This window comes from Pseudobutyrivibrio sp. OR37 (assembly GCF_900113655.1).
In the GTDB taxonomy this organism is placed as follows: Bacteria; Bacillota; Clostridia; order Lachnospirales; family Lachnospiraceae; genus Pseudobutyrivibrio.
In genome coordinates, this window is sequence record NZ_FOQF01000003.1 from 79,854 (window position 1) to 102,930 (window position 23,077).

At 38.8% G+C, this 23,077-nt stretch carries 22 protein-coding genes; 1 reads left to right on the forward strand and 21 read right to left on the reverse strand.

Translation table 11 applies throughout. The features are described from left to right. Window positions 1-41: 41 nt before the first annotated feature. The 21 genes from trmD to BM097_RS02435 all read right to left on the reverse strand — a co-directional run bounded on the left by trmD (window position 42) and on the right by BM097_RS02435 (window position 21,760). Window positions 42-740 carry a tRNA (guanosine(37)-N1)-methyltransferase TrmD gene (gene trmD / locus BM097_RS02335; protein WP_090545509.1) on the reverse strand — a complete coding sequence of 233 codons (699 nt, stop codon included), beginning with the start codon at window positions 738-740 and terminating at the stop codon, window positions 42-44. A gap of 4 nt (window positions 741-744) precedes the next feature. Next, complete coding sequence (rimM, locus tag BM097_RS02340; protein WP_028243807.1) at window positions 745-1,266, reverse strand: ribosome maturation factor RimM; 522 nt, start codon at window positions 1,264-1,266, stop codon at window positions 745-747. Window positions 1,267-1,278: 12 nt separating this feature from the next. After that, the gene (locus BM097_RS02345; protein ID WP_090545511.1) at window positions 1,279-1,671 is read right to left on the reverse strand and encodes a hypothetical protein; all 393 of its coding nucleotides are present in this window, start codon (window positions 1,669-1,671) and stop codon (window positions 1,279-1,281) included. A gap of 18 nt (window positions 1,672-1,689) precedes the next feature. Continuing rightward, entirely contained in the window at window positions 1,690-2,673 is a 984-nt protein-coding gene (locus tag BM097_RS02350; protein WP_090545513.1) for an ABC transporter ATP-binding protein, read from the reverse strand. Then, window positions 2,666-3,811, reverse strand: a complete 1,146-nt coding sequence (locus BM097_RS02355; RefSeq protein WP_090545515.1) for an ABC transporter ATP-binding protein — start codon at window positions 3,809-3,811, stop codon at window positions 2,666-2,668. Before BM097_RS02355 ends, BM097_RS02350 begins: the two co-directional genes overlap by 8 nt. A 9-nt stretch (window positions 3,812-3,820) precedes the next feature. Next, on the reverse strand, window positions 3,821-5,368 hold the full coding sequence (locus BM097_RS02360; protein ID WP_242944643.1) for an ABC transporter permease: 1,548 nt from the start codon (window positions 5,366-5,368) through the stop codon (window positions 3,821-3,823). Between the two features lie 13 nt (window positions 5,369-5,381). Further along, window positions 5,382-6,368 (reverse strand): ABC transporter permease, encoded by a 987-nt coding sequence (locus tag BM097_RS02365; protein WP_090545516.1) that lies wholly within the window; start codon window positions 6,366-6,368, stop codon window positions 5,382-5,384. A gap of 187 nt (window positions 6,369-6,555) precedes the next feature. Next, window positions 6,556-8,817: an ABC transporter substrate-binding protein gene (locus tag BM097_RS02370; RefSeq protein ID WP_090545708.1), complete on the reverse strand. Its 2,262-nt coding sequence runs from the start codon at window positions 8,815-8,817 to the stop codon at window positions 6,556-6,558. 523 nt (window positions 8,818-9,340) lie between these two features. Then, window positions 9,341-9,577, reverse strand: coding sequence for a KH domain-containing protein (locus tag BM097_RS02375; protein WP_090545518.1), 237 nt, complete (start codon window positions 9,575-9,577; stop codon window positions 9,341-9,343). A 29-nt stretch (window positions 9,578-9,606) separates the two neighbouring features. After that, entirely contained in the window at window positions 9,607-9,849 is a 243-nt protein-coding gene (rpsP, locus tag BM097_RS02380; RefSeq protein WP_015549838.1) for a 30S ribosomal protein S16, read from the reverse strand. Window positions 9,850-9,890: 41 nt separating this feature from the next. Next, entirely contained in the window at window positions 9,891-11,231 is a 1,341-nt protein-coding gene (gene ffh / locus BM097_RS02385) for a signal recognition particle protein (protein WP_090545520.1), read from the reverse strand. Between the two features lie 3 nt (window positions 11,232-11,234). Next, the gene (ylxM, locus tag BM097_RS02390; protein WP_090545522.1) at window positions 11,235-11,570 is read right to left on the reverse strand and encodes a YlxM family DNA-binding protein; all 336 of its coding nucleotides are present in this window, start codon (window positions 11,568-11,570) and stop codon (window positions 11,235-11,237) included. Window positions 11,571-11,691: 121 nt separating this feature from the next. Continuing rightward, window positions 11,692-12,903 carry a threonine ammonia-lyase gene (gene ilvA / locus BM097_RS02395; protein ID WP_090545524.1) on the reverse strand — a complete coding sequence of 404 codons (1,212 nt, stop codon included), beginning with the start codon at window positions 12,901-12,903 and terminating at the stop codon, window positions 11,692-11,694. Between the two features lie 23 nt (window positions 12,904-12,926). After that, window positions 12,927-13,856, reverse strand: coding sequence for a signal recognition particle-docking protein FtsY (gene ftsY / locus BM097_RS02400; protein ID WP_090545526.1), 930 nt, complete (start codon window positions 13,854-13,856; stop codon window positions 12,927-12,929). Window positions 13,857-13,871: 15 nt separating this feature from the next. Beyond that, complete coding sequence (gene smc / locus BM097_RS02405) at window positions 13,872-17,432, reverse strand: chromosome segregation protein SMC (RefSeq protein ID WP_090545528.1); 3,561 nt, start codon at window positions 17,430-17,432, stop codon at window positions 13,872-13,874. Window positions 17,433-17,636: 204 nt separating this feature from the next. Beyond that, window positions 17,637-18,341 (reverse strand): ribonuclease III, encoded by a 705-nt coding sequence (gene rnc / locus BM097_RS02410; RefSeq protein WP_090545529.1) that lies wholly within the window; start codon window positions 18,339-18,341, stop codon window positions 17,637-17,639. 63 nt (window positions 18,342-18,404) lie between these two features. Next, complete coding sequence (gene acpP / locus BM097_RS02415) at window positions 18,405-18,641, reverse strand: acyl carrier protein (protein ID WP_090545531.1); 237 nt, start codon at window positions 18,639-18,641, stop codon at window positions 18,405-18,407. A gap of 3 nt (window positions 18,642-18,644) precedes the next feature. After that, complete coding sequence (gene plsX / locus BM097_RS02420; protein ID WP_090545534.1) at window positions 18,645-19,667, reverse strand: phosphate acyltransferase PlsX; 1,023 nt, start codon at window positions 19,665-19,667, stop codon at window positions 18,645-18,647. A gap of 94 nt (window positions 19,668-19,761) precedes the next feature. Then, the gene (rpmF, locus tag BM097_RS02425) at window positions 19,762-19,941 is read right to left on the reverse strand and encodes a 50S ribosomal protein L32 (protein ID WP_028243823.1); all 180 of its coding nucleotides are present in this window, start codon (window positions 19,939-19,941) and stop codon (window positions 19,762-19,764) included. 1 nt (window position 19,942) lies between these two features. Next, window positions 19,943-20,473, reverse strand: coding sequence for a YceD family protein (locus BM097_RS02430; protein ID WP_090545536.1), 531 nt, complete (start codon window positions 20,471-20,473; stop codon window positions 19,943-19,945). A gap of 90 nt (window positions 20,474-20,563) precedes the next feature. Next, complete coding sequence (locus tag BM097_RS02435; RefSeq protein ID WP_090545538.1) at window positions 20,564-21,760, reverse strand: acetate/propionate family kinase; 1,197 nt, start codon at window positions 21,758-21,760, stop codon at window positions 20,564-20,566. Between the two features lie 140 nt (window positions 21,761-21,900). Here BM097_RS02435 and BM097_RS02440 point away from each other — a divergent pair, with 140 nt between their 5' ends. Beyond that, window positions 21,901-23,070 (forward strand): tRNA(Met) cytidine acetate ligase, encoded by a 1,170-nt coding sequence (locus BM097_RS02440; protein WP_090545540.1) that lies wholly within the window; start codon window positions 21,901-21,903, stop codon window positions 23,068-23,070. The last annotated feature ends 7 nt before the right edge of the window (window positions 23,071-23,077 follow it).

A 23,077-nucleotide genomic window follows, 5' to 3' on the forward strand; every position in this document is an offset into this window, starting at 1 on the left:
CTTTAGCAACTCATTAATGATAGCATGACTTTACATTAATTTCAACAATCATTTTCAAGAAATTTTGCGTATAAATCAGGTCTTCTTTCCTTTGTACGCTCAATTGATTGCTCATGTCTCCATGCATCAACCTTAGCATGATCTCCTGATAATAAAATAGGTGGAACCTTTCGTCCATTCCAGGTTTCAGGTCTTGAATACTGAGGGTACTCAAGCAGATTGTTTTCTAATGATTCATCCTCACCAGAATCTGAATTAGTAAGAACTCCTGGAACCATTCTTGATATAGCATCAATCATAACAAGAGATGGAAGCTCTCCACCTGTAAGCACATAATCACCAATAGAATAATATTCATCAACGATTTCCTCTAAAACTCGCTCATCAATACCTTCGTAGTGGCCACAAAGCAAGCAAATATCCTCTTCTAAGGCAAGTGTTTTAGCCGCTGGCTGAGTAAAAAGCTGTCCTTGTGGTGTAAGATAAATACATTTAACGTGATGACCTGCTTTTTTGCAAACAGCCTGGTATGCATCATATATAGGCTGAGCCTGCATAACCATGCCAGCTCCACCTCCATAAGGATAATCGTCTACCTTTTTATGCTTATCTAATGTGTAATCTCGGATATTAATTGCTTCAAAGGAAATGCAGCCTGCATTTTTAGCTCTGCCAAGAATACTTGTGTTAAGTACTCCTTCAATCATCTCTGGAAATAATGTTAGTATATAAAACTTCATAAATCTATTCTCCTAACAATCCATCCAAAAGATGAATAATCATTTTATTGTTTTCCATATCTACGGCTTTGATACAGTCCTTGATTGCAGGGACAAGAACTGATGAGCCATTTGTCATTTCGATTTCATACACATCATTTGCACCTGTCTGCAATACATCTGTAATCTCACCAAATTCTGTATTCTCATCTGTATCAAGATAAACCTTTACACCGATTAAATCTGCGATAAAGTATTCATCCTCTTTAAGCTCAACACGGTTTTCCTTTGTAACATAGAGACCGCGTCCCTTATATTTTTCGATATCGTTAATATTGTCGATTCCCTTAAATTTAAGAATAACGATATTCTTCTGTTGACGAACGTTCTGAACCTCAAGCTCGATATAGCCGTCCTTGCCTCCGTCCAAAAGTAGATGCTTCATGTTTTTAAAACGTGAAATATCATCAGTTAAAGGAAAAACCTTTACTTCACCCTTGATACCATGAGTCTGTGTAATTGCTCCAACCTGATATAAATCTTCCAAATATAACTCCTTCTAATGCGTAAGCATTGTAAAAATAATATAAAACACAAAGAGAACGAAAACTACAAGCGTTTCTATATATACTGTTTTTCGCTTCTTTAATAATATCTCCTCTGTCTTATCGATTTCTGCCTGAATATGAGAAGGGATAACATACTCAGTAATATACTCTGAAAGACCCTCTTTTGTCAAAATTTCTTTTGAAAAAGCCCAATCCGCTGCTGGAACATATAAAGTGTCAGCTTCTGAAAAATCGCTTTTATCATTAACTATTTTAAAATCTCCATAATTTACTTCTATATAGACTTCAAGTCCCTCATTGCTGAGAGACTTGTATGCCTTGAAAAGTAAATTTGGATTGTCACAAGAAAATATCTTTCTTAAATAATCAAATTTATCTTTCATATTAAAATTTCCTAAATTTTATTTGTCATCATATAAGTGACATCTTACAACATGGCCGTTACCCATATCCTTTGCTTCTGGAGCAACTTCCTTACAAATACCCATGCACTCTGAGCATCTTGTGTGGAACTTACATCCCTTAGGTGGGTTGGCTGGTGATGGGATATCACCCTCAAGAGGAACTCTGTCCTTCTTGAAATCAGGGTCTGGCATTGGAATAGCTGAGAACAATGCCTTTGTGTATGGATGAAGAGGATTAGCAAAAATATCCTCTGTCTTACCTGTCTCAACAAGACCGCCAAGGTACATAACACCAACAGTATCAGAGATGTGCTCTACAACTGAAAGGTCATGTGAAATGAAGAGGTATGTAAGACCTCTATCCTTCTGAAGCTTGCGAAGAAGGTTAATAATCTGTGCCTGAATAGAAACATCAAGAGCAGATACTGGTTCATCGCAAACGATGAAGTCAGGATTAAGAGCAAGTGCACGAGCGATACATACACGCTGTCTCTGTCCACCTGAGAACTCATGAGGATATCTATCCTTGTGGTGCTCCTGAAGACCACACTCTGCCATAATCTTTGAGATGTATTCATCATAGTCCTTCTTATCTACAAGACCATGTTCTCTAACAGCTTCACCAATGATTTCACCGATTGGAAGACGTGGTGAAAGTGATGAATAAGGATCCTGGAAAACAATCTGCATCTTTGTACGAAGGTTTCTCATTTCCTTTTTATCGTTATCATAAACTTCCTTGCCGTTGAAGATAACGTCACCCTCTGTCTTTTCGATAAGACGAAGGATTGTACGTCCTGTTGTAGACTTACCACAACCAGACTCACCTACAAGACCCATTGTTGTGCCTCTCTCAATTTTGAAAGAGACATCATCAACAGCCTTAACCTCTCCAGTTACACCACCGAAGAAGCCTCCCTTAATAGGGAAATATTTCTTAAGGTGATTGACTTCTAGAATATAATCTTTCTCGTTACTCATGTCTTTCACCCTCCTCTTTACATCTGTAACATCTTACCATATGTGTTGGTGATACATAGTATTCCTCTGGGAAATCACCATTGCAGCATCCCATGCACATATCACATCTATCCTTGAAATAGCAATAATTTGGCATATTTACTGGGTTTGGAACAGAACCAGGGATTGAGTAAAGCTCATCAACCTTCTGTCCAACTACAGGCTTAGACTTCATGAGACCGATTGTATATGGATGTCTAGGGTCCTTGAAGATTTCCTGGGCTGTACCTTTTTCTACTACACGGCCAGCGTACATAACAACAACATAATCAGCCATCTCAGCAACAACACCAAGGTCGTGTGTGATAAGCATGATTGAGCTGTTGATTCTGTCCTTAAGGTCACGAAGAAGGTCAAGAATCTGTGCCTGGATAGTAACATCAAGAGCTGTTGTAGGCTCATCAGCTACGATAAGCTTTGGCTCGCAAGCTAAAGCCATAGCGATACATACACGCTGTCTCATACCACCTGAAAGCTCATGTGGATACATGCTGTAAACGCCTTCCTTATTAGCAATACCAACCATACCAAGCATTTCGATTGTACGTGCCTTGATATCCTCGTCGCTCATTTCTGGACGGTGAAGCTTGATAACTTCATCAATCTGAGCGCCAATTCTAAATACAGGGTTAAGAGCTGTCATTGGCTCCTGGAAGATCATAGACATCTTCTCACCACGCATGCTACGCATAACTGAATCTGGAGCGTTAACAACGTTAATAACTTTGTCACCAGAGTTAAATCTGATTTCACCAGAAACTGTCTGTCCCTGTGGACGCTGAACAAGCTGAAGCATTGAAAGTGAAGTAACTGACTTACCACAGCCAGATTCACCAACGATACCAACAGTTTTTCCCTGTGGTACGTTGAATGAAACACCGTCAACAGCCTTAACTGTTCCGATATCTGTGAAGAAGTATGTATGAACATCATCAAATTCAACACAGTTCTCAGGATTTTTCATCTGAGTTACATATTCCTCTTCTGGAATATGCTTTCTATTTCTCTTTGCCTCGAACTCCTTTGTAATCTTGCGATTTTCCTTCGCAATTCTACGAGATTCTCTGGCAGATATATAATTTACATTCTTTTTTGCCATTTCACACCTCTATCTCTTCATCTTTGGATCAAAGGCGTCACGAAGTCCGTCTCCGATAAAGTTAAATGCAAGTACTGTAAGAAGGATTAAGAATCCAGCTGGAATCCATACGAACCAATAGTTAGTCATAACGTATGAATCTGTAACAGCATTGATGATATTACCCCAAGATGCTGCAGGATACTTAACACCAAGTCCTAAATATGAAAGTGTAGACTCTGCAAGGATAACCTCACCTACACCCATAGATGCAAATACTACAAGCTGTGGAATAACATTAGGAATCAAGTGCTTGAAGATTCTTCTTCTAATGCTAATACCGCAAGCCTCGCAAGCTGTCATAAATTCCTGTTCACGAAGAGATAAAATCTGACCACGTACTATACGAGCCAAGCTAACCCAACCGATAACACCCATGATAATACATAGGTAGAAAATACGAACACCGGCGTCTATCTTGTAGAAATCCATGATTGAACCAATGATAAGGTAAAGTGGCATTGTTGGGATACAGTAGATAATATCTACAAATCTCATAAGAAGGTTATCTACCCAACCTCCAAAGAAACCAGCTGTACCACCGACGATAATACCGAGTAAAAGCTCGATAGCTACTACTACGAAACCGATAAGAAGAGAAATACGACCACCATACATAAGTCTTGCAAGTAAGTCCATACCATTTCCATCTGTACCAACTAAATGCTTTGCTGAAGGTGACTCGAACTGATTAATAACACTTGTAGACTTATATTTTGTAATAAGGTACTGACCGTTCTTGTTAGAAACCTGATATTCTTCCTCACCATCTTCGCCTGCAAATTTAAACTCCGAAGAACCATTATTAATAGCTTCTACAATAGCTTCTCTGAAATCAACTGTAAGTGTAACACCACTTTCAACTGCATTCATGCTATAGCCGCTGATATATGCTACTTCACTACCATCAGCTGCAGTAACTAATGCACCATTTCCGTGCTCATCTACTGTATATCTTTCATCATCAGCTGCAAACATTGTCTCATCTGTTGCAAGAGCCTTAATAAGATTTACATTGAATGTACCTGAAAGCTTTTTAGATGAATCAACTGGTGTAACCTGAAGCTTTGCTGCAACAGCAAGTGTTTCTGCCCCACCTACTTTTTTAATTTCAAATGAATTGTCATCAAGCTGAGTAAGAGAAAACTGTGAACCATCTCTTGTCTCAACAACATCCTGCTTCTTTGTAAGAGCAAGAATAAGCTTTGCCCCAATATCTGAAGGAAGCTCTACGCCATCAGCTGCAAAAACCTGGTAATCAGTGATAAGAGTTGCACCAGCATAGTCCTTCTTCATTTCCTCAGTAGTATAAAATACCTGACTCTGAGAATATGGAATAATAACTCCGCCTAAGAAAGCGAATAAAAACATACAAATTATAATTACAAGACCTGCAATAGCAAGCTTATTTCTAAAGAAACGCTTTGCTACCATCATTCCAGGAGAAAGTACCTGGACACGGTTAGCATCATCTAAAGCAAGCTCTTCTTCATTTTCAATATTTCTTACGTCTGCCACGATATCTCTCCTTTTAATTTACTCTAACTCTAGGATCTACTACAGCATAAAGAATATCTGCAATAAGGTTTCCTAAAAGAATTAAAACTGCAAAGAACAGCATATAGAACATTACAAATGGGATATCTCCCTGTACGATGCACTGATATGATGTATAGCCGATTCCTGGAATCTGGAACAGTGTTTCTGTAATAAGAGCACCACCAAATAATCCTGGAAGTGATGAACCAAGTAATGTAACGATTGGAATCAAGATATTTCTGAAAGCATGATAATTTACTACTCTCTTTTCAGAAAGACCCTTCGCTCTAGCTGTACGAATATAATCGGCACTAAGAACCTCAAGCATGTTAGTACGAGTGTAACGCATTAAATATCCTACTGATACAATAGTAAGAGTAATCACTGGAAGTACCATGTGATATGCCATATCAAAAATCTTACCAACAGTAGACAGGTTCATAAAATCACGACCTACAATACCATACAAATCAAAAATTCCAAGCTTAACTGAGAAAATGTATTTCAAAATTGTAGCAAAGAAGAAGCTAGGTAATGAAATACCGATAAGTGCAAATACGACTACAGAATAATCTACGGCACTATACTGCTTTCTTGCAGCAACAACACCAAGAGGAATAGCGATAACTATCTCAAGGATGAAAGATGCAAGGCCAAGTGCAAATGAATACCAAATAACGCTTGAGAACTTTTCAAGTACTGGCATATTAAAGTACCAGCTGTCTCCGAAATCAAAGCGGATAGCCTTAGCCAGCCATTTAAAATAACCCGGAACGATGCCAACGTCCAAGCCATATGCAGCATTGAGCTGATCAATCCATTCCTGATAGCTCTTTGCACCAGGTTTCTGTGATAGCTGCATTGCTTTCTGTTCTACGAATGAAGTAGGCATTGCACGCATGATGCAATAGATAATCATAGAAACAAAAAACAATATTACTATCGATAATAATAGTCTTTTGATTACAAATTTTTTCATTATTGTAATTCCTTTCTTTATTTTTAGACCCCAATAAAGGTATTTTATGATAGGACAAAAAAACGTTTATTCAAACGTTTACAAACTTTCCAAAACCCCATCCCATCATAAAATACCTTTATCATAAAAATGTCTTCTTGGGGCCTAAGCCCCAAGAAGCAACTTAATCAATATCTAGTATTGATAATTATCTCATCTGAATATCTGTAAGAGCATCAGACCAATCATAGAAAGGTGTTGCATCCTTTACTATTGTATCTGTGTTAACACGCTGTGTTGAATATGTTACACAGTTCTGTCTCTGATAAATAGGAATCTCAACAGCGTAATCTACGATAAAGTCAAGACATTCCTTGTAAGTAGCCTTTCTGTATGCCTGGTCTGCTGATGCTCTAGCATCTTCAATAAGCTGATCAAGCTCATCAGAATAAATAGCATACTGGTAAGCGCTACCACCTTCACTGTGGTATACCTGATACATATCAGGATCAGCTGTAGCACCCCAAGCTGCACACCAGATTTCAGCCTTCTGAGCTGAAAGTGTATCCCAAAGTACTGATGAATCTGAAAGATCGTTGATTGTAAGCTCAAAACCAATCTTAGCAAATGCCTCAGAAGCTGCTGTAAGGATACCAAATGATGGATGGTCACCAGAACCTCCGCCTGGAATCATAGCTTCATAAGAAAGCTTAGCACCAGCTGGAGCAGCTGTAAGCTTGCCATCCTCTACTGTGTAACCAGCTGCCTCGAAGTAGCCAAGAGCTGCCTGAAGAGCTGCATCATACTTCTCATCATCGCTCATTCCATCTGAGTAGATTTCGTTGCCATCAACATCCTTAGAGAATGCAATTGCGTAATCTGGATCAGACTTCTGTGGAGCTGCCCATGAAGAGTTTGAAATTGGGTAGTTAATAACCTCTGCTGCCTCTCCATAGTATGAATCAATAACTACATCACGGTATGCTGCAATAACTGTTGCAATAGCCTTACGTAAATCCTTTGACTGCTCACTTGATGGATCATTACCAACCTTTACGTTAAGTGAGCACATACCAATGTAACCATAACCAAGATAATCTGTAAGCTGAGTTGTGATTTTATCACCAACTAAGTCTTTTTCAGAGTTTTCAGAAGAAATCTGCTCTGATGTTGCCTTAGAGAATGAAGGCTCAGCAATATCAGCTGTACCCTGAACAATAGCAGGTACCTTATCAGCTTCCTGTGTCTCCTTAAACTGAATCTCAGATACGCCAGGAGCACCAAGGTAGTAGTTCTCATTTGCCTCTAAGTAAGCAACCTTGTTTGAGTATTCCTTAAATGTGAAAGGACCAGCACCAAGTGGCTTTGTTGTCTTTTCTCTGATTAATGAAAGATCATTCTTAGGGAAACCAAACTTGTTGTTATCAAAATCGTACTGAGCCTTGTCACCATAGTAGTGCATTGGAGCAATTGGAAGTGCAAGCTTCTCGATTGCTGGAGCTGAGAACTCAGTAAGTGTAAGTGTCATTGAATAATCGCCAGTCTTAACGATACCAGCAATGTGATCTGCAGACTCACCTGTCTCTACACCAGTTGTAGACATTGCAAGAACATCTGCTGGGAATGAATCAGCGATTGTTACGTTAGCAGCTTCCTTATCCATAGCTGAGAAGTTCCATCCGTACTGCTCACCGATTGCCATGAAGAAGTCTTCTGTTGTAGCGCCATCTGGAAGCTCAAATCCCCAACCAGCAGCAGCTGTCTTAACATCATCCTTATCAGCAGCTGCACCAGCTTCTACCATGTAATCTACGATAGACTGTGTAAATGCTGCACCTTCGTTAGCGCATGCATCCCAGAAGGCCTTCTGCTGTTCTTCTGTCCAATTAGTAAAGTCTGTATTGTCTTTACCAGCAGCAGCGATAAGTGATGAAAGTGTTGAAACACCGCTTCTATATTCTTCCATACCCTCTACAGGAAGTGAAGCAAATGTACCAGGTCCATCATAAGTTGGATCTGCCTGTACATACATACTGAAAATTAAGTCATCAATAGTAAGTGGCTCACCATCTGAGAACTTAATGTCATCTCTAAGTGTAATATCATAAGTAACTGTTCCATCTTCGTTCTCGTTAATATCGATCTTTGATGGTGTGTAGTAAGTGTACTCTGTACCGTTGTAATCTTCTTTGTAACCGTCAATACCATCAAGAATGTACTGACCACCTCTTGTAGTTCTTGTTAATGTGATATTAACAAGCTTCTCCTCGATGTACATATCTGGATGTGACTCAGCAAAAAATGGGCTGAACTTCTGGCTCATTGCGTCCCAAGCAATAACAAGTGGAGTATCTGAGCCCTTTGTATCTCCACCCTTTGAAGCGCTGTCGTCGCCCTTTGAACCACAGCCTACCATTGAAAGTGCCATTGCAGCTGCAAGAACAAGGGAAACTACCTTTTTCTTCTTCATAAGTAATCCTCCTGAATTATATTTATCTACATCTCTTCCCGAGAATGCAAACCCCTGTAAATAAAACACAACATAAAAAAGCATTATTATTCATTAAAAATGCTTCTCCTGTAAAAACAGTATTAAGAAAAGAAACTAATGGAATAATGTAGGGCATGTAGAAATGTATCTTAATACATTAAGACTATCTAATGCTTGCATTAAAATTTCTCCCTTAAAAACAACTGTACACCCCCGAAAGACAACCCTTATACAAAAACCCCATATATCGTATAAAGTATGCTTATTATAGTAAAAATTTACTCATTATTCAACTTTTGCATATTCTTGCATTTTCGAATTATATTTATACATTTTGCATTAAAAATAGCGGTTTTATAGGATGTTTTATTCATTTAAACGCCTATCACTTTAAAGCGGTGGTGTATTGTATCGATAAAAAAACAATCTATATTTAATTATGTTAGAAAATCCCTAAAAATAAGCAAAAAAGGAGCCTGATAAAAATCAGACTCCTTTGTCTTTACTCTACATCAATTATGTCAACAATAACCTTCTTGTCAATCTTTGAAGCTGCAGCCTTAACAACTGCACGGATAGCCTTGGCGATACGGCCCTGCTTTCCAATAACCTTGCCCATATCTGAAGGGGCAACACGAAGCTCTACAACAATAGACTTAGCATCTTCCTTCTCGGATACTACAACTTCATCAGGATTGTCTACAAGTGACTTAGCAATTACTTCAACTAATTCTTTCATCACTATTATCCTTTTCCTTTCGAGTTATCTTACTGAACACCTGCCTGCTTGAAAAGTCTTGCTACTGTCTCTGTTGGCTTTGCACCGTTAGCAATCCACTTCTTAGCTGCTTCAGCGTCAACTGTTACTTCAGCTGGCTCCTGGTTAGGATCGTATGTACCGATTTCATCGATGTTTCTACCATCACGAGGTGCTCTTGCATCTGCAACTACGATTCTGTAGATAGGTCTCTTCTTCTGTCCCATTCTCTTTAATCTAATCTTTACTGCCATTTTTAATTTCCTCCTAAATTATAATACTTTAAATGGTCTTGTTAAAATGGGAAACGCATACCACGTCTGCCTTTACCCATTATATTTGGCATCTGCTTCATCATTTTTTTCGATTGCTCGAACTGTTTAACAAAGCGGTTTACCTCTGCTATATCTAAACCAGCTCCAGCAGCAATTCTGTGCTTTCTGCTAGGATTTAGTAATTTTGGATTCTCGCGCTCAGCTGGTGTCATTGAAAGAATGATTGCTTCAATATGCGCAAGCTTTTTATCATCTACAGCGCCTTCTATCTGAGCCATCTGGCTTGCATTAATACCTGGCATCATTCCAAGAATGGAAGTCAAACCACCAAGCTTTTTCATTTGCTCCATAGATGTAAGATAATCATTGAAATCAAAGGAAGCTTTCTTTACCTTTTTAGATAACTGAAGGGCTGCATCTTTATCGATTTCTGCCTCTGCCTTTTCAATTAGGGAAAGTACATCACCCATGCCAAGGATTCGGCTAGCCATTCTGTCTGGATGGAACTGCTCTAAATCTGAAAGCTTTTCCCCCATACCAGCATAAAGAATAGGCTTTCCTGTAACGGCCTTAATTGAAAGTGCCGCACCACCTCTTGTATCACCATCAAGCTTTGTGATGATAACACCATCAATGCCAATTTTTTCATCAAAGGTAGATGAAACATTAACAGCATCCTGACCTGTCATGGCATCTACTACCAATAAGGTGTTGAGGATATTGATATTTTTCTTTATAGATGCAAGCTCATCCATCATATCCTCATCTATATGAAGACGACCAGCTGTATCGAAAATGACTACATCAAAGCCGTTCTTCTTAGCGTAATCCATAGCTTCGCGGGCAATCTTTACTGGCTTTTCCTTATCGCCTAAGGAGAACACCTCAACCTCTTGCTTTTTACCATTTATCTGCAACTGCTCTATAGCGGCTGGACGATAAATATCACAAGCAACAAGAAGTGGTTTCTTACCACGCTGCTTTACCTTACCTGCAAGCTTTGCTGTGGTGGTAGTTTTACCAGCACCCTGGAGACCAACCATCATGATTGTGGTGATTTCTCCACCCTTGCCAAAGGTAATATCTGTAACTTCAGAGCCCATAAGATTAACAAGCTCTTCGTTAACAATCTTTATAACCATCTGTCCAGGGTTAAGACCATTCATTACATCAGAACCAATGGCGCGCTCTGTGACAGTGTTTGTAAACTGTTTTACAACTTTGAAATTAACATCAGCTTCTAGAAGAGCCATTTTAACTTCCTTAAGTGCAGCTTTAACATCTGCCTCAGAAAGTCTACCTTTGCTCTTAAGGCTTTTAAAAACCCCTTGAAGCTTCTCTGAAAGAGAATCAAATGCCATAAATTATAATTCCTCTAAAATTAATTTGGATATACTAGCTATCTGTGAAAGTGTATCTGTATCAGCTTCCTTTTCAGTAAGCTCGTTGATACGAAGTACATCCTCTCTAATAATCATAAACTTTTCTACTAAGTGAAGCCTGTTTTCATAATCAGATAATAGCTTATCACAACGCTTTAAAATATCGTGAACAGCCTGACGAGATATAGAAAGTGAATCGGCAATCTCTGAAAGGGATAAATCCTCATTGATGCTCATCTCGTATACACTACGCTGATGTTCTGTAAGTAACTCACCGTAGAAATCATATAAATAACCTGATTTAATCTTATCTTCCATTGTGCTCCTCTTATGACCTCATATAATATACTATATAAAAAAAGAGGTGTCAAGTGTTTTTGCTTGACACCTCTTTCCTCATCCTCCCCTTCAAAGTACCTTCCTTCTCTGGGGAAGGCTATTATAATGAAGTTCTTACTATTTTTGGTCTGTAGCCTGCTTTATCTAAAGCTTTTATGATTTGCTCCTTGTGCTCTGTGCCGAAAGCTTCAAGTGTAATACGAAGCTCAACAGCTGCGGAACGATTGGTTGTAACAAACTGATTATGCTCAAGCTTGATAACATTTCCCTGTTCATCCGCTATAACCTGAGAAACTTTGGCAAGCATACCTGGCTTATCAGGAAGCAAAACAGAAACAGTAAAGATTCTATCACGGAAGATAAGTCCCTGCTGTACAACAGATGACATTGTAATAACATCCATATTGCCGCCAGAAAGAACTGAAACCACTCTCTTATCCTTAAATCCAAGATGATTAAGGGCCGCTACTGTAAGAAGACCTGAATTTTCAACAACCATCTTATGATTCTCTACCATATCAAGGAAGGCAACGATAAGCTCATCATCATCAACTGTAATAATCTCATCAATGTTTTCCTGAAGATATGGGAAAATATTGCTACCTGGTGTCTTAACAGCTGTACCATCAGCAATAGTATTAACACTCTTAAGTGTTGTAACTTCACCCTTTTCAAAGGATGCCTTAAGGGATGCAGCACCACTTGGCTCTACACCAATAACTTTTATCTTTGGATTAAGAAGCTTTGCAAGTGTAGAAACACCTGTTGCAAGTCCGCCTCCTCCAATTGGAACTAAAATATACTCTACAAGTGGAAGCTCCTTGAAGATTTCCATTGCAATTGTACCCTGACCTGTAGCCACAGCCAAATCATCAAATGGATGAATAAAGGTATATCCATGCTCATCTGCAAGCTTATATGCATATTCACATGCCTCATCATATACATCGCCATAAAGAACAACCTCTGCTCCATAGCTCTTTGTACGATTAACCTTAATCAAAGGTGTTGTGGTAGGCATAACAATTGTAGCCTTAACACCATATTTGCTGGCTGCATAGGCAACGCCCTGTGCATGGTTACCAGCCGATGCTGTGATTAAGCCCTTTGCACGCTCTTCCTCAGAAAGTGTGCTTATTTTGTAATAGGCGCCTCTAAGCTTGTATGCACCAGTAAGCTGCATATTTTCTGGCTTAAGGTAAACCATATTACCGCATTTCTCACTAAAATAATCACTGTAAACTAGCTTTGTCTCATGAGTAACTTCTGTTACGATCTTTGAGGCTTCTTCAAATTTGTCCAATGTAAGCATAATTAATCTCCCTCTTGTTTGTCTTAGCCTTCAGCGTAGAATAAAGCATCCACAAATTCATCTGCGTTGAATTTCTCTAAGTCGTCAATAGTTTCTCCTACACCAATATATTTTACTGGCAATTTTAACTCAGATTGTATTGCAATTGCAATACCCCCTTTAGCAGTTCCATCTAATTTTGTTAAAACAATACCAGAAATATCTGTAACCTCAGAGAATTCCTTAGCCTGAACTAAGGCATTTTGACCAGTTGTACCGTCTAAAACTATAAGTGTTTCGCGATAAGCCTCTGGGAACTCTTTTGAAATTGTATTATTAATCTTAGAAAGCTCATTCATAAGATTCTTTTTGTTATGAAGTCGACCTGCTGTATCTACCAAAAGGACATCAACCCCTCTTGATTTAGCAGCATGAACCGCATCATACACAACTGCTGCTGGATCAGAGCCTTCTGGACCGCCAACGAAATCAACACTTGCTCTATCGGCCCATTCCTTAAGCTGATCAGATGCAGCCGCTCTAAAGGTATCGGCTCCAGCCACCATAACCTTCTTGCCGTTTGCCTTAAGCTTTCCTGCAAGCTTGCCAATTGTGGTAGTTTTTCCAACACCATTTACTCCAATTACAAGTACTACAGATGTCTTTTTCTCAAAATCAAAGGCAGTCTCACCAAGAGCCATCTGATTTTTAATTTCATTAATGAGAAATTCCTTGCATTCAGAAGGCTCCTTGATGTGTTCCTTTTTAACAGCATCCCTTAAATCATCAAGGATAGTTTCTGTAGTACGTACACCAATATCTCCCATAATCAGAACCTCTTCCAGCTCCTCATAAAAATCATCATCGATATTGGTAAATCCATTGAAAATGTAATCCATGGATTTAATAAAATTATCTCTTGTCTTGGTCAGGCCCTTAATAAGGCGCTGCCAGAAACCAATCTTTTCTGCCATGTTGCCTCCAGATGATTAGTCATCCAACTGTGATTCAATAAGATTTACAGAAACAAGAGCAGATATACCCTTTTCCTGCATGGTGATACCAAACAATCTATCAGCAGCATTCATGGTACCACGTCTATGAGTAATAACAATAAACTGTGTATTCTTTGTAAGCTTGTGTAAATAGCCTGCAAATCTATCTACGTTTGCATCATCCAATGCCGCCTCAATCTCGTCAAGAAGACAGAATGGTGATGGCTTAAGATTCTGAATTGCAAATAAAAGTGCGATAGCTGTAAGGGATTTCTCACCACCGGACATCTGCATCATATTGATAAGCTTCTTTCCTGGTGGCTGAGCATTAATTATAATACCTGTCTCAAGAAGATCATCCTCATCAACAAGTGCAAGTGAACCATGTCCACCGCCAAACAATTCCTTAAAAGCCTTATCAAACTCACGCTGAATATCTTTAAAGCCTTCAGCAAACTGCTTTCTCATTCCTTCGTCCAGCTCGTCAATGATTCTGATAAGTGAAGCCTCTGCCTCAACCAAATCATCATGCTGTCCCTTAAGGAAATTATATCTTTCTGAAAGTTCCTTAAATTCTTCAATGGCATTTACATTTACATTGCCCATTGAACGAATTGCATTTTTTATTTTTGCAGCATCCTTTTTCATCTGATCTAAATCAGTGTACTCAGGGTCCTTTAATTCCTCAGCAGAATGATATGTAAGCTCATATTCATTCCACATATAATTATTCTGACTTGAAATTGCATCAACAATCTTTTCATGCTGCGAATCCAATCTGTAGATTTCCTTATCAAGCTCAGAAATTCTATCTGAAATTTCCTGACGCTGCTCGAAGAAATTCTTATGAGAGCTATTAAGCTCTTCACGCTTAGCTGTAGCTTCTTTGATTTCCTCCTCAAGCTGTCCAAAGGAATCATCAGATGCTGCGATTGTAGCCTTTATTTCTTCAATTCGATTCTTTTTATTTTCAGTTTCTTCTTTTGTAGACTGAGCATTTTCTTTGATGTTAGCAATATCACTGTCACATTTTTCAATCTCAGAAAGTACACGGTCTAAGTTCTGCTGAACGAAATCAACCTTCTGTCTAGCATTAGCCTCTTCAATCTGAACCTCAGACATAGTTCTATTGACAGAAGTCTCCATGTAAGTCTTTTCATCTACTTCATCAGAAAGTTTTGCGATTTCCGCCTTAAGCTCTGCTTCCTTAGCCTCGGATTCATTCTTTTCGAATTCGATTTCTTTTCTGCCAGCTGCGATTTCAGTAAGCTGTGCTTCAAGCTCTTCGCTTTCTCTAGAAAGACCTTCATAAGCTGTAAGACTTTCCTTCTTTTGCTCGTTAGCCCTATCAAGACCTAACTTTGCTGTGTTAAGAGCAATGGCTGCTTCGTTTAACTTAGCTGTGTTTTCTTCTCTATCAGAATCAAGCAAAGCAGCAGCTGTTTCAATTTCACCAGCTCTATTTTTAAGCTGATCAATTTCCTCGGAAATAGCATCAAGCTTTGTTTCTAATTCTTCGATTTCACGGTTACGGCCGAGAAGATTAGATTTATTCTTAAAATGACCACCAGTCATTGAGCCACCTGGGGCCAGGTATTCACCATCAACAGTGACGATGTGAATACTGTAGTTGTTTTTCTTGGCAAGAGCAATAGCCGAATCAATATGATCTGTAACAACAACTCTTCCTAACAAATAAGCAACTACGCCGTCGAATTTGCTGTCACAGCTAACAAGCTCTGACGCAAGACCAAGAACACCTTTTTCTTTTAAGACTTCAGTCTTCTTGAAATTACCTCGTCCATCAACAGATGTAAGTGGAAGGAATGTGGCTCTACCAAGCTTGTTTTCCTTAAGAAAGGCAATAAGCTTTTTAGCGCTGGACTCATCTGCAGTAACAATATTTTGGATGTTACCACCAAGTGCTGTTTCGATGGCCATCTCATATTTCTTTTCTACATGAATAAGATCAGAAACAACGCCCTCGATACCATCGATTTTGCCCTTCTGCTCCATTATCTTACGAGTAGAATTGCCATAGCCCTCGTATCGCTCTGCAATATTCTTTACGGATTCAAGTCTTGTCTGAACACGGGCAAATTCATCCTTTTTCGCCTGGAGCTTTTCAGTATTCTCCTTCCCCTTCTGCTTCCACTCAACAGCCTTTGCAGAAAATTCTTTGTCCTTATCCTGTAATTCAATAAGTAAATCTTGAGCCTTCTTAAACTCTTCCTCTGCCAGAGATACGGCTACATCCAAATCTTCTTCACGAGTCTTACGCTCTAACAATCTCTGAGTAAGCTTTGCTTTACGGATATTAGTCTGCTCTAGCATTGTCTCAAGACGCTGCTCCTTAGACTTAATTGAAGCCCTATTATTAAGCAATTCCATAATAGCCTTGTTATCAGCTTCAATTTTCTCATTGTTTGCATTAATTGCAATCTGCAATTCGCTGTAATTATTCTTAACTGATGTAAGACGCTCTACAGCCTCCTCTAAGGTCTTATCAAGCTCTTCCTTTTCCTGCTTAAACTCATCTAACTGAGCTTGCTTTGTAGCCTTTTCTGATTCAATTTCAGCCACACGTGCTGCCAAGCTTTCATCAGTAGCATTTGCAGAACGAATCTGCTCTTCTAAAAGCAGGATTTCATTTTCAAGCTTTCCCTTGAGAAGTGTGGAGTCTGATTGATTTTTCTTGAGAGTTTCAATCTGCTCATCCAGACCTGTAATCTGTTCCTCTAAAGAATCGTATTTAGCACGAATCTCTTCCTGGGCAGTCTTGCTCTCTTCCATATGTTCCTTTGCAAGAGTTGTATTCTTTTCTACTTCATTTAAAGCGGCATTTAATCTATCAACCTCAAGCATAAATGAATTGACATCAATTCTTTTTAATTCTTCTTTATATTTTAAGTATTTTTTAGCATCCTCAGATTGCTTCTCTAAAGGCCCGATGCGACGCTCCTGCTCAGATAGAATATCATTTACACGAACAAGATTTTCTCTTTCATTTTCAAGCTTCTTAACAGACGCAGCTTTACGCTTTTTGTATTTAACAATACCAACAGCTTCATCAAAAAGCTCTCGTCTATCTTCAGGCTTACCAGAAAGAATTTTTTCAATCTGACCCTGTCCGATAATCGAATAGCCTTCTTTACCTACACCTGTATCATAAAATAGCTCTGAAACATCCTTTAATCTACATGGTGTTCCATTAAGAAGATATTCGCTTTCTCCAGAGCGATATACTCTTCGCGCTATTGTTACCTCTTCGTATTCAACTGGAAGTACATGGTCAGAATTGTCCATTGTAAGGGCTACATAGGCGTAAGAAAGTGGCTTTCTGGCTTCTGTTCCTGCAAAGATGATATCCTGCATAGAAGAACCACGAAGCTGCTTAGCTGACTGTTCACCAAGAACCCATCTAACGGCATCCGCAACATTACTTTTACCTGAACCATTTGGACCTACAATGCCTGTAATACCATTGTGAAATTCAAATTTCATCTTATTGGCAAAAGACTTAAATCCATATATTTCAATACTCTTTAGATACATTATTCACTCCTATAGTCCGCCTGAAAAATAGTCTTACTCTCGCTTGTTACGCAGACAATAATTAATCCTCTTACAGTCACTGGATGTTCCTTTCAGAGGATAAATCATTGTCTGCTACAAGCTATTTGTACGTATCTATTCAGGCTCATTAAAATTTTTCATAAACCAATATTCCCTGATTAATATCTGCACAACAATATTGAACTATATTATATTAATCGATTCCTCTTTGTGTAAACGAAGAAGGCCTTCGTAGGCAGCTTCTTGTTCTGCGGCTTTTTTGGTGCGACCAATTCCGGTACCAAGGACTTTAGAGCCTACAACGGCTTCTACTTTAAATTCCTTTGCATGATCTGGACCTGATTCAGATATAAGGTTGTAGGTAAGTGGCTCTTTGTAATTTGCCTGAACAACCTCCTGCAATCTGGTCTTACTATCATGGAATAGCTGTTTATGTTCGATATCATTTAAAACAAATCTATGGATATATTTAGCGGCAGGCTCCATGCCGCCATCCAGGAAAATGGCTCCGATAGTAGCTTCAAAGGCATCTGAAAGAATTGACTTTCTTTCACGGCCCCCAGTCATATCCTCGCCCTTAGAAAGGAGAACAAAATCTCCAAGATTAATCTCTTTACAGATGAAAGCTAATGTAGGCTCACAAACAATACTTGCTCTGAGTCTTGAAAGCTTTCCCTCGTTTAAATCAGTATAATTTAGATACAAAAACTCACTAGATACAATTTCTAGCACTGCATCCCCTAAAAACTCTAATCGCTCGTTATCACTAAGCTTAGGCATGTGATGCTCATTTGCATAAGAACTGTGTGTAAGGGCCTGCTTTAGTAAGCTTTCGTCTCTAAACTCATAACCGATAATCTTCTGAAATTCCTTTAAATCGTTATTCAATAATCTTACCTCCTGAGTTTAAGAAAGCATCCAGTGAAAAGCTGGATGCTTTCAGCAATTCAATTAATTACCTGCAACTGTCTTCTTGATAAGCTCAACAGCATCACCAACTGTAGAAAGCTTTTCAGCAGCGTCAGTATCAACTTCGATGTTAAGCTTTTCCTCAACACCCATGATAATCTGGAATACATCAAGTGAATCTGCACCAAGATCGTCTACAAAAGTAGTCTCTGCTGTGATTTCAGCAGCATCTACATTTAAAACCTCTGCAATAATCTCTTTCAATAAATCGAATTCCATGTCTTATTCCTCCTTTTTATTTTCTAAAACAATGTTATCTCTAATAAGCTCGTTAATTTTCTGTTCCTTAAAGGTTACACACTGGAAAATAGTATTCTTAACCTCTCCAGCCTTAGCACTGCCGTGAGTCTTTACAACAAGGCCTTTAAGACCAAGCAAAGGAGCTCCGCCATATTCAGTTGCATCAAAAGTCTTTAATGTACCTTTCAATGCTGGAAGAGCAAGGGCTGCACCAATCTTTGACCTAAGAGTACTCATAAGTCCACCCTTAATAATTGATACAAGAGTGCCCGCTAAGCCTTCATATAATTTTAAAATAACATTACCAACAAATCCATCGCAGATAATTACATCTGCATCACCATTTGGAATATTTCTAGCTTCAATGCTACCGATGAAATTAATATCCTTGCATTCCTTTAAAAGAGGCATAGTCTCCTTTACAAGAGCATTACCCTTTTCTTCCTCGGCACCAACATTGACGATAGCAACACGTGGATTTTTGATTCCAACGACCTTTTCCATGTAGATGCTTCCCATTTTTGCAAACTGCACAAGATGGCTTGCTCTACAATCCACATTCGCTCCAGAATCGGCAAGGAATGCCACGCCAGTCTTAACTGGGAAAATTGCGCCAAATGGAGCGCGTTCTATTCCTCTAATACGACCAACCATTCCAAGTCCACCTGTTAAAAGTGCCCCTGAATTACCAGCAGAAACAAAAGCATCTGCCTCCCCATCCTTAACAAGATGAAGACCAACAACCATTGAAGAATCTTTCTTGCGCTTAATAGCTGCAACAGGATGTTCAGCTGTCTCAATTACTTCTGTAGCGTTTTTTATTTCAAGCTGCTCTTTTGGGTAGGAATATTTAGCTAATTCTGTGTTGATATCAGCTTCTCTTCCGACCAAAATAACCTTTATATCTTTTTTAAGATTTACTGCATCTACAGCACCTTTTACCATCTCTGAAGGAGCATTATCTCCACCCATGGCATCAAGTGCAACAACTGTTAATTCACTCATAAGAAATCCTTTCCATGCATACTTATAAAAGTATATATGATATATGAAAATATTTCAAATAAAAAACCTCTCGGCAGCACCGAGAGGCTTCAAATTAATCAACTGCGATGATTTCTTTTTTGTTGTATGATCCACAGTTCTTGCAAACTCTATGTGGTACCATAAGCTCGCCACACTTGCTGCACTTAACAAGAGTAGGGTTGCTCATCTTCCAGTTTGCTCTTCTTTTATCTCTTCTTCCCTTAGAAGATTTGTTCTTTGGACAAATAGACATGCTATTTCACCTCCTTAAAGCTATTAAAGACATCTAAAAATTGTGCCATTCTAGGATCTAAAACTGTATCATCACAACCGCAAGGCTCGATGTTACGATTCTTACCGCACACTGGGCAAATGCCCTTGCAGTCATCCTGGCACAATATCTTTGCCGGGAAATTCACTAAGATCTCGTTTAAAATGAGTTCATCTACATCTATTTCTTCGCCTTCGGCAAAGGAATAAGGTCCAAGGTCCTCATCTGCAACGACCTGTCCTTCTGAAACTTCAACAGTTTCATCAACAGAAACAGGAACATTAAAAGTTACCTCTGATAAGCATCTGTCACACTGCCCCTTAATAGTACTGTTAGTATTGAAGGTAATGTGAAGCTTACCCGAACCAATCATAGATAAAACTACATCAAATGGCTCTATGTGATTGATAGAAAAATCACTGCCAAGATAAGAAAAATTACTTATATCACATGTTCCAGCAAACTTCTTACTTTGATCAGGTAATGAAGTAATATCTTTAATAGAAATCTTCATAAATATCTCCTATCCACACTTGCTCAATTATACTAAGCTTTATATTTCTTGTCAAACATTTTTTCAAAATTAACAAAGCAATTAAGAAAATTATTTTCCTGATACGATTGCAGCTGTATCTCTAGCAATCATAACCTCTTCATTTGTAGGTACAACGTATACCTTAACCTTTGAAGAATCAGATGAAACAAGTCTCTCTTCGCCAGCTACATCATTTCTTTCATCATCAATCTCAACGCCCATAAATCCAAGGTGGTTACATACAGCCTTTCTAAGACCTGCATTGTTCTCTCCAAGACCAGCTGTGAAGCAGATGATGTCTGCACCGTTCATAGCTGCTGCGTATGCACCAACATACTTAGCGATACGATATGCAATCATATCCATAGCAAGCTGTGCTCTCTCGTTTCCTTCTGCAGAAGCTGCGATAAGGTCACGGAAGTCTGATGAAATACCAGAAACACCAAGTGCACCTGATTCCTTGTTAAGTACGTTCATAACACCTGCGAAATCAAGACCTTCCTTCTTAGCCATGTATTCAACAGCTGAAGGATCGATATCACCTGAACGTGTTCCCATAACAAGACCCTCAAGTGGTGAAAGACCCATTGAAGTATCTACAGACTCACCGTTTAATACTGCACAGCAAGATGCACCGTTACCGATGTGGCAAACGATAATCTTAGAGTTCTTAAGATCACATCCGTCCATCTCAGCTACACGCTTTGAAACATAGCTGTGACTTGTTCCGTGGAAGCCGTAACGACGAACGCCGTACTTCTCATAATATTTGTAAGGAACTGCATACATGTATGCTTCCTTAGGCATTGTCTGGTGGAATGCTGTATCAAAAACACCAACCTGTGGCTTACCTGGCATAAGCTCACGACATGCATTAATACCAATGATATTTGCTGGGTTGTGAAGTGGAGCAAGGTCATTACACTCTTCTACAACCTTAATCATTTCATCTGTAATAAGAGCAGACGCAGCGAACTTCTCACCGCCGTGTACAACTCTGTGACCTACAGCATCGATTTCATCAAGAGATGCAATAGCGCCTGTTTTATCGTTAGTAATAGCATCAATAACAGCTGCTACAGCCTCTTTGTGTGTAGGCATAGAGATTTCTGTTGTCTCCTTACCTAGACCAGCTTTCTGGTATACGATACGTCCATCGATACCAATTCTCTCGCAAAGACCCTTGCAAAGTACCTGCTCGCTCTCAGAATCAATCACCTGATACTTAAGAGATGAGCTACCACAGTTGATTACTAAAATCTTCATAGTAAAAAATCCTTTCTTGTCGAAATTTTTCTTTCTTTAAAATTTTTCTCATAACTAGTATATTATACCACTAAATGGTATCATCACAACATAATTTTCATGTATAATGTACATAATAAAAGTTTTTTCGGAGGAACAAGATGACTATAGGAATAGTTGCAGAATATAATCCATTCCATAACGGCCATAAATTCCAAATAGATTATGCTAAAAAGGTGCTTAGTGCCGATACAGTAGTAGTCGCAATGTCAGGTTCATTTACCCAACGAGGCGAAATTGCCTGCTACGATAAATATGTAAGAGCAGAGGCCGCTCTTAAATGTGGAGCAGATATTATTTTAGAAATTCCTACTATTTTTGCGACAAGCTCTGCTAGAGAATTCGCTTCAGCCGGAGTGGCTCTTCTAGCCGCAACAAATGTAGTTGATACTATATTATTTGGCGCAGAATGCGATGATGTAAATATGTTTAAAAGCTGCGCTATAAAACTTAATGAATTAGAAAACAGCGGTCAATTAGACGAAAGTATACGCAAATCCATGGCCTCCGGCCAAAGCTTCGCTACAGCCCGTTCAAAGGCCTTAGAAGCTCATATTCCCGCCGAATTGATTAGTAGCCCAAATAACATACTTGGGCTTGAATATTGCAGGTATATCGACGCAAACAAGCTTAATATGGATATAGCCATCATAAAGCGACAGGGAAATGATTATAATTCAACAGAATTGACTGGAGAAATCAGTTCCGCATCTGCCATCAGAAAAAATCTCAATGAACAGGGTGTCATAACCGCCGTACCAGAGACTGCAAAAAAAATATACGAAAAAGCTATAGCCATTAACCCAGATTCTATTTCAGAAATGCTACACTACAAGCTTTTGTCTACTTTGGATTTCAGCAATTACCTTGATTGCAACAAGGACCTTTCTGACAGGATTAATAATTCAAAGGGTAAATTTATTTCCTTTACCCAGTTTTGTGATTTACTCAAATCTAAAAACAATACCTATTCAAAAATTAGCCGCGTCCTGTGCCATATTCTATTAGACATAACCTGGGATGATTTTGAAGTAGCTAAAAATAAAGGATATATATCGTATATACGAATGCTAGGATTTAGCAAAAATGGAGCTGCTCTTTTATCTGCAATTAAAGAATATAAAAAAGTGCCACTACTTACACGTCCTAATGATTTAACCTATAAATCAGATATATATTCAAGCGATATTTACAGAGCTGTACAAACAGCAAAAAGCAAAGCTCCTCTTCCAACAGAATACACTCGAAAATTCACACTTAATAATATCTAATAGTAAC